Source organism: Oscillochloris sp. ZM17-4, assembly GCF_019599295.1.
In the GTDB taxonomy this organism is placed as follows: domain Bacteria; phylum Chloroflexota; class Chloroflexia; order Chloroflexales; family Chloroflexaceae; genus Oscillochloris.
In genome coordinates, this window is sequence record NZ_JAIEWN010000022.1 from 7,583 (window position 1) to 15,669 (window position 8,087).

3 protein-coding genes and 1 pseudogene are annotated in these 8,087 nt (G+C 68.0%); all 4 read right to left on the reverse strand.

The window, feature by feature from the left end; translation table 11 throughout:
• Positions 1 to 1,957, reverse strand: a 1,957-nt coding sequence (locus K2Z83_RS16255; protein WP_220596244.1) for a multicopper oxidase domain-containing protein, incomplete at its 3' end; no start/stop codon positions are given.
• A gap of 115 nt (positions 1,958 to 2,072) precedes the next feature.
• Entirely contained in the window at positions 2,073 to 3,488 is a 1,416-nt protein-coding gene (locus tag K2Z83_RS16260) for a multicopper oxidase domain-containing protein (protein WP_220596245.1), read from the reverse strand.
• 13 nt (positions 3,489 to 3,501) lie between these two features.
• Positions 3,502 to 4,884 (reverse strand): multicopper oxidase domain-containing protein, encoded by a 1,383-nt coding sequence (locus K2Z83_RS16265; protein WP_220596246.1) that lies wholly within the window; start codon positions 4,882 to 4,884, stop codon positions 3,502 to 3,504.
• A gap of 64 nt (positions 4,885 to 4,948) precedes the next feature.
• A pseudogene (locus tag K2Z83_RS16270) lies at positions 4,949 to 8,087 on the reverse strand (hypothetical protein); the annotation flags it as partial.

The following is an 8,087-nucleotide window of genomic DNA, read 5'->3' on the forward strand; positions in this document are numbered from 1 at the left end:
TGTTGCCGAACTGGGCCGCCAGGCCGTTGTTCGAGCCGCCCATCGCCGCCGCGCCGCTCACCGTCAGCCGCGACGCGCCGCTCACCGACGACCAGCCGCTGGTGTCGCCGCTCTCGAAGCCGTCGGCGAAGAGGCTGTCGGCGATGGTGAAGGCGATGTCCGCCGTGCCGGTGTTGCCCGCCGCGTCGGTGGCCGTCACGGTGAAGGTGTGGTCGCCCAGCGCCAGGCCGCTAGTGCTCACCGCCACCGTCCCGCCGGCGGTGCTCAGGCTGGTCGCCGTTGTGCCACCGTCCAGCGTATAGCTGGCCGAGGCGATGTCGCTCAGCGCATCGCTGAAGCTCACGCTCAGCGCAACCCCGGCGCCCGGGGCCACGGCGGCCGGGCTGGTGCTGCCCGTCACCGTGGGCGCGGTGCGGTCGAGGGTAAAGGTCGTGCTGGTGCCGCTGAAGTTGCCCGCGGCGTCGCTGGCCTGCACGTCCACCGTGTAGGTGCCGTCGGCCAGGCCCGACACGTCGATGTCGGCGTTCAGGCCCACCGATGTGCCCGAAGGCACGACAAAGCCCGTCGTCGAGGAGCCGATCGTGTAGGACCAGCCGGTGACGCCCACGTTATCCGTGGCCGTCGCGCTCAGCGCCACGGTGGTGGTGCTGTTGCTCAGGGCCGGGGTCACGGCCGCGCCGCTCACCGCCGGGGTCTCGGTGTCGGACGGGGGCGTGATCGCGGTCACCGTGAAGGTGCCGCTGGCGGTGGTGGTGTTGCCGGCCGCGTCGGTGGCCGTCACCGTCACGCTGTGCGAGCCGACGCCGAGGGCCAGCAGGTCGCCGCCGAGCAGGGTCGCGCCCAGGCTCTCGCTGACGTTGGTGCCGGCCACCGTGAAGGCCACCGGCGTGCCGCCATCGATGCTGTAGTCGGCCGCCGTGATCGCGCTGCCGCCGTTGGTGGTGTCGTCGGCGGTCACATCGAGCGCGATGTCCGTCGTGCCATCGGTGGTCGGCGGGGCCAGCGCGACCGTCACCGCCGGGCCGACGAGGTCGCCGCTGGCGACGCCGGCGGCGATGAAGGTGAGCATGCCGCCCATCCCGTTCACCCCAGACGGGCCGTGGGCCCGCATCGCCGTATCGTAGAGCGGGTACATGGTGCCATCGGCCACGCCGCCCGGCACGGTCACCAGGCTATCCATGGTCTGGCCGGCGCCCAGGGTCTTGGCGAAGAGCGAGGAGGTCGTCGGCAGCAGGCCGCCATCATCGGCGATGACCGTCTGGCGCAGGCCCAGGACGCCCATCGAGTGGAAGCGGATGCCCAGGTTGGCGTGGCGCAGCAGCACGGTGTTGCCGGCCGTGGTGCCGATCACCTCGGTGTCCGGGTAGGCCTTGCCGTTGATCAGCAGGTACTTCGGGTTGAAGTCCTGGAGCCGGAAGTTGGCCGGGTCGTTGTGGAAGGCCGGGTCGATCTCGCTGTAGGCGAGCACGGCCTCGTCGGTGTAGGCGCTCTCGGGCGTGCCGTAGGCGGTGCCGTCGGCCGGGCGGACGATCAGCACGCCGGAGAGGCCCATGGCCACCTGGCGCGGGCCGTCGAGATCGCCGGGGTTCAGGCCGTCGATCATGCCGGCCTCGTAGACATAGGTGCCGGGGCGATTCGGCGTGAAAAAGTAAGACTTGAGCGCCCCGCCGTCGAGGGCGCCCTCAAGGTCGGCGGGCAGATCCATGCCCGGGATCGACAGCGTGGTGCGCTGGCCATTGCCCAGGCGGTTGCGCAGGTTGACGCGCACCCGCTGGCCCGCGTTGACGATCAGGGTCGGGCCGGGGATGGTCGGCGGGTTGTTCGCCGCGTTGGTGGTCGCATAGCCCCAGATCGGGACGCTCGCGGCCGATGCCTGGCCGGTGCCCAAGCCGAGGCTCAGGGCCACCATGGCCACGGCCAGCAGCGCGGCGGTGAGATATCGTGCGATGAGACGCATATACTTCTCCATATTGGAATGGTACGGGCGCAGCAGGCGCGGCACACCTGCTTCAGCTAGGTCATCATCAGGGTGCGCCTGCTGCGCCCGTACAAAGAGATCTGTCCCCTGTCCCCTACGGGCAGTTGTTCGGCAGCGGCGGGTCGATCCGGGTGTAGGTGGCCTGGCCGCTGAGCGTGATGCCGCCCCAGCTGGTCATCTGCTGCAGCGCGTGGTTGTGGGCGATGTGGTAGTACTCGCCGCACTGGCTGTAGCCCTCGCCGCCGGGGGGCAGGTTGCCCGCGCTCCCCAGGTAGGAGCTGCCGCTCCAGTAGGGGCCGACCGTCAGGTTCGCCGTCTGCGGAACGGTGATCGGGACGGGGTTGGAGGCGCTGTAGTTGTTGTCGTCCTTCCAGTCGAAGGTGACGTCCCAGGTCTGCCCGGGGCCGACGGGGAGCGAGAACTTATAGCGGCTCAGGTCCTCGCCGCTCGCGTCGGTCAGCGCCCGGCCATCGCGGCCGATCACCAGCGAGTCGTTGCCGTGCGGGTGGAAGGGGAAGTCCGCGGTGCCCGCGCCCACGTAGCGCACCATCGCCGGCTGGGGGTTGGTGGCCGCATCGTAGGGGTAGATGTGGACAAGCGCGCCGTAGGGCTGGTTGGGCAGCCAGGGCGCGTTGTTGTCGGCCATGGTGTCGGGGAAGCTGCGCCCGTTGATCAGGAAGTAGCGCGCCACATAGTCCTGCATGTCGAAGGCCTGGGGGTTGTGCGCGGCCCCGCCGATCCAGTTGATGTAGTCGGCCTCGTAGGCCTGGTGCATGAACGGGTCGATCTCCGAGAGGATCTCGACGTGCTCGTGGGCCGGGTTGAAGGCGCTGTCCTCGCGGTTGTAGGCGTAGGCCACCTGGCCCTCGTTCGCCGCGCGGCTGTTCGGGTTGTAGGTGTAGTTGTAGGCGAAGCCGGCAGCGCTGGGCCGCACGATGATCGTGCCGAACATGCCCATCTGCACCTGCACGCCGGCGTTGGTGCCGCTCTCGTAGATGTAGGTGCCGGGCTCGCTGGCCAGGAAGCTGTAGGTCGCCGTGCCGCCGGGGATGTCCCAGGACGACGCCGCGCCGGCCACCTGGGCCATCGAGGTCATCTCGCCGGCGGCGAACTGCGGCTGCGAGGGCTGGCCGTTCACCAGGACGTTGTCCTGGCCGGGGAAGACCAGCGAGGTGGCCTCGGGCAGCAGGTTGTGCAGGGTGATGCTCAGCGTATCGCCCTGGTTCACGCAGAGGATCGGGCCGGGGTACTGATACGCATCGGCCGCGACGCTCGCGTCGGTGTAGCTGCCGAGGGCGTAGCCCCACATGTGGATGGCGTTGCCGTCGGACATCAGGGCGTAGCCGATCGTCGCCGTCAGATCGAAGTGGCCGTTCGGGCTGGTCTCACAGATCACGCCGTTGCGCGGATCGGTGGGCTCGGTGGCCGCCAGCGCGGTGCCGCGCTGCGCGCCCGAGGCCAGCAGGAGCGCCATGGCCGCCAGGATGGCGGGGAGCAGTCGTCGCTTCATATCGTATGCTCTCCTAGAGATCGTGAGGGGTAAGCTGCTGCGGAACGCTCCCCGCCGGGTAGACGCGCACCTCGGTCATCTGGCCGCCGATGCCCATCTCGCCGTTGTTGCTGATGCCGGCGATGTTGCGGTTGTAGAGCAGGTAGGTGTCGTAGCCCTGGCCGCTGCTGCCGGCGCCGCCGCTGAAGGCCGGCGCGGTGAAGATCGCGTCCGTGCTCTCGCCCGCCCCGATCTGGAAGGTGTTGGTCTCGTAGAAGCCGCTCACGCCGGTCTTGCCCCGCAGCATCACCGCGTCCATGCCCACGATCAGCATGCGGATGCCGGCCAGGGTCATCGAAGCCTGGGTGAAGCCCAGGTTGGCGAAGCGCAGCAGCACCCGCTCGCCCGCGTTGCACGTCACCAGCGAGCCGTAGGGCTGCTCGCCGAGGTCGCCGGCGACGCCGCCGGTCGGGGCACCGACCGGCGCGTAGTTCGGCAGCAGCGTGTCGGGGTAGACCCGGCCGTTCAGCAGGTAGAAGTCGGCCTTGTAGTCGGTCCAGTCCGGCAGCTGGATGTGGGCGTCGTCCCAGTGCGACTCGTTCCACACCTCGCTCAGGAACATCGAGTACTCGCGGTCGTAGGCCGTGCTGCCGTCGCCGTCGTTATAGGCGTAGCCCATCGGGCCGGTCGGGTCCGGCGTGTAGAGGCCGGCGATCGTCGGCGCCACCCGCGAGGCCTTCAGGCTGCCCGCGCCCCGGTTCTGCATCGGCCGCACGAAGACCAGTCCGACCATGCCCATGTGGACGTGCTCGGTGTCCTCGAAGTGGCAGTGGTACATGTAGGTGCCGGGCTCGTAGGGGTAGTAGGCGTAGTCGAAGACGCGCCCGATCGGCACGGCCACCGAGGAGCCGGGCTCGCCGTCGAACATCGGGATGACGTTGCGGAAGCCGTGCCAGTGGACCGTGTGCGAGTCCACCAGGTCGGGGCGGACGGCCAGGCCCAGGTTGGTCAGGCGCACCACGTAGGCCTCTTTGTTCGGGTTGTTCGGGTCGAGCTCGTCGAAGTACATGATCGGCGCGCTGATCTGGGCCTTCTCCTTGTAGGCCAGCACGTTCGGCGAGACCAGCTCGGGGTCGCTCAGGTGCTGGGTCACATCGGCGAAGCCGAACATGTAGCTGGTCTTGCCCTCGGGCGCCCAGGGGTCCGGGTAGAAGTAGGTGTTGCCGACGCCGGGCAGGCTGGCCCAGCCGTCGGTGCCCGCCAGATAGTAGCGCGGGGTGATCGGCTCCGTCTGCGCGCTGACCACCGGGCTGAGCATGCCGGCGCGTCCGCCAAAGAACAGCTGCGCCCCGGCCGCCCCTGCGGCTGCGCCCAGGCCGAGCTTGAGGAAGCCGCGGCGTGAGAGTCGCTGATTCATAGGATCTCCTATCGAGAGCGTGGGGGCGCGGCGCATACCGCGCCCCCACAGGTAAGGGTTCGGGCTAGTAGTTCCCACCACCGAAGTTATCGATGACCGAGCGACCATTCGTGCCGCCGCTCTGGTTAAACCAGACACCGATCTGCCCGCCGCCGTTCACGTAGGTCGCCGGCCATGCGTTCCCGCCGGTGGCCACGTTGGTGCTGCCCAGCAGCGCGCCGTTCTTGAACACCTCGACCAGGCCCGTGTTATCGGTGCGAGCCCCGAAGGTGTCGCCATTGGCGAAGCTCACGCCCGTGAGCGTGCTGCGCGTGACCCAGCCCTGTCCAGGTGCCCGCGTATAGATCACGACGGTGTCGTTCGGGAAGTAGGTCACCTCGATCATGGCCGTGTTGGCGTTGGAGAAGTTACCGCTGCCAGTCAGTCCGGTTGCCTTCAGCACCAGGCTGCGGTCGTACAGCCCGAAGTTGAAAGTCCGCCCGACGTCCGTGAAGGTGAAGTATGCCTCCTGGCTCGCCCCGAATGAGCTGTTCCAGAAGATCACATCGTTGCTTCGGTTCTGTAGCTCACTGCTCCGGATGCGGAAGGCTGCGCTGTTCGAGTTGTTGTTCGCATTGCCGATCCAGTCCCCACCCAGATCATTGGTGCTGGTGTTGTTGACGTTCCCCGCCCGACTAAAGTCATCGAGCACCGCGTTGGTCGGGAAGGCCGTCGTCGGCGGAGGCGGAGCAACCCCGCCGCTCTGCTCATCAGCGCCGATGTCGACCGCGTTGTTCTCGCGCGGGTCGCCGTCGATGTCGTCGATGTTAAAGGACGGGAAGAGCCGCACGACCAAAGTGCCATCCTTCGAATTGACACCTGCGTTGATCGCCGGCGAGCCGTTGGCCAGATGGTAGTTGCCGAGCAGGTTCGGCGGCAGATCCACCGCCACCAGGGTCTGGCCAGTGCCCGCGCCGGGCATCACCCGCCAGGGCAGGGCCAGGATGCTGGTGCTGTAGGTGCCGTCCACCACCAGCGGGTCGACGTTAACCTGGTTCGTCCCGCTGGGGGTGTAGCCCAGGGTGCTGTTCAGGATCGAGTTGGTCGGCTCCAGCAGCGCGCCGTTGCCGCCCATCACGCCAATGTCCCACAGGTTGATCGGCGTGGCGTCGTTGGCGGCGCCGATGCCGGTCAGGTTGCTGCCGTCGAAGGAGCCGGCCCGGTTGTCCCAGAAGATGTTGTTGAACAGCAGCGGGTTGCCGTACAGCGAGGCGCTGTTGGCCAGGGTGGCCTGGAGCTGGTCGCTGTTCATGGTCGTGCTCAGGCCGGCCGCCGCCGGGCTGCCGTCGCTGGTCACCGCCGTGGCCGTGGTGGTGTTCTTCATCACCGTGTTGTTGAAGAAGCGCACGTCAGGCGTGTCGTCGATGGCCACACCGCCGCCCTCGTGGGTGGAGATGTTGTTGACGATCATGTTGTTGTAGACGTTGAAGGTGAAGGTGCGCCGGCTGTTCCCCTGGCCGGGGCCGCTGGCCATCAGGAAGCGGATGCCGCCGCCATCGTCGTTGGAGAGGTTGGCCTGGATGAGGTTGTTGTAGATGTTGACCGGGCCAGCGCCGGGCGAGACGACATCAGGATCGGCCTGCAGCTCGCCGGCGATCATGATCGCGCCACCCTCGTCGTAGGAGCGGTTGAAGTAGATCCGGTTGTCGTGGATCTGACCGTTATCGCTCCGGCCGTAGTGGCTGATCGCGCCGCCGTACTCGGCCGAGAAGTTGCCGCAGAGGTCGTTGTAGCCGATGTCGTAGTTGTTCGTGCCTGAGAAGATACCGATCGCGCCGGCCAGGTTCGTCCCGCCGTTGGCGATGAAGCGGTTGTGCAGGATCGTGGGCCGGTCGTTATTGTTGTCGTTCGACAGGCCGGCCTGGCTCGGCGTGCCCAGGCGGATCGCGCCGCCGAAGGCCCCGCCGTTCGACTGGAAGACGTTGTTGGTGACGCCCAGGTAGTCCACGTAGGCGTTGGCGAAGAGGCCGCCGCCCTGGGTCTCAGCGTTGATCTGGCCGCCGTTGGGCAGGCCGTAGATCTCGGCGATGTTGCCCGGGAAGCCCTGCTGGTTGCCGCCCTGGATGGTGAAGCCGTCCACCACCAGCGGGTGGCCCGAGGTGTAGGTCTGCGTCCGCGGGGCCACCGCGGTGATCACCGCGCCCTCGTAGATGGTCTGGTTGCCCAGCCAGCCGGCGGCGAAGCGCTGCGCGATCCGCTCACGCCAGGTGTTCGCCATCGCGGTGTCGCCGGCGAAGGCGCCGCCGTCGATGATCGAGCCATCCACCGTGGTGGTGCCATTTACCTCGATCGCGTTGCCGTCGACGTCGGTGTAGACGCCGCCGGGGCCGACGCCCTGCAGGCTGAGCGGCGCGCTGACGATCAGGTTCTCGAAGTAGGCGCCCTGCGGGTTGAAGTTCACCACGCCCGCGCCGGGGTAGACCACGATCAGCGGGTAGTTGATCACCGAATTGCCGCCGGGCTCGCCGGGCAGCCGTAGGTTGGGGTCGGTCTCGTTGATCGCCGCCTGGATGGTCGCGTAGGCGCGGCCAGGGCCAACCTCGAGCACGGTCGGGTTGTAGACGTTGTTGGTCGCGTTACCCCACGCACCGAGCACGTGGAAGGTCAGGCCGTTCACCTGGCTCAGGCCGCTGACCCCGTTGGTGATGCTCAGCTGCCACTGGCCGGGCACCATGTTGTCGGCGACGTTCGCCGCCGGCACCGTCAGCACGATCTCGTTATCCGACCAGCTCGTCACAGCCGCGCTGGTCGAGGCGAGCGGACGCGTGACGGTGAAGCCGCCGATCTTGGTCTCGAAGGCGACCGTGCCGCTGGCACCGAAGCCCTGGCCTTTGATCGTCAGCGTGCGGTCGTTGCTGTCGAAGTAGACGTAGGGCTTGTCTACCGCGAAGAGCTGCGGCTGGGCCGTCTCCGGGGTCACGTCCAGGCGGCAGCTGGCCGGGTAGCTGAACTGCGAGCCCGGGGCCTGGATGGAGACGCCGATCTGGGTCGGGGCAAGGTCGGCCGGCTCGATGTCGCCGGGGAAGATCTCGAAGGTCGCCGAGATCGTCCGCATCGACGGGTTGTAGTTCGGGTTCAGCCGGCCCGGGATGCCCGGGTCGTTGCCCACGATGCGGTACAGGTTCGCGCAGACGCCGGTGGGCGTCGGGCAGCTGATCGTCGTC

Coding starts and splice junctions, on each gene's coding strand:
- K2Z83_RS16260 (WP_220596245.1), bottom strand. CDS start 3,488: ATGAAGCGACGACTGCTCCCCGCCATCCTGGCGGCCATGGCGCTCCTG.
- K2Z83_RS16265 (WP_220596246.1), bottom strand. CDS start 4,884: ATGAATCAGCGACTCTCACGCCGCGGCTTCCTCAAGCTCGGCCTGGGC.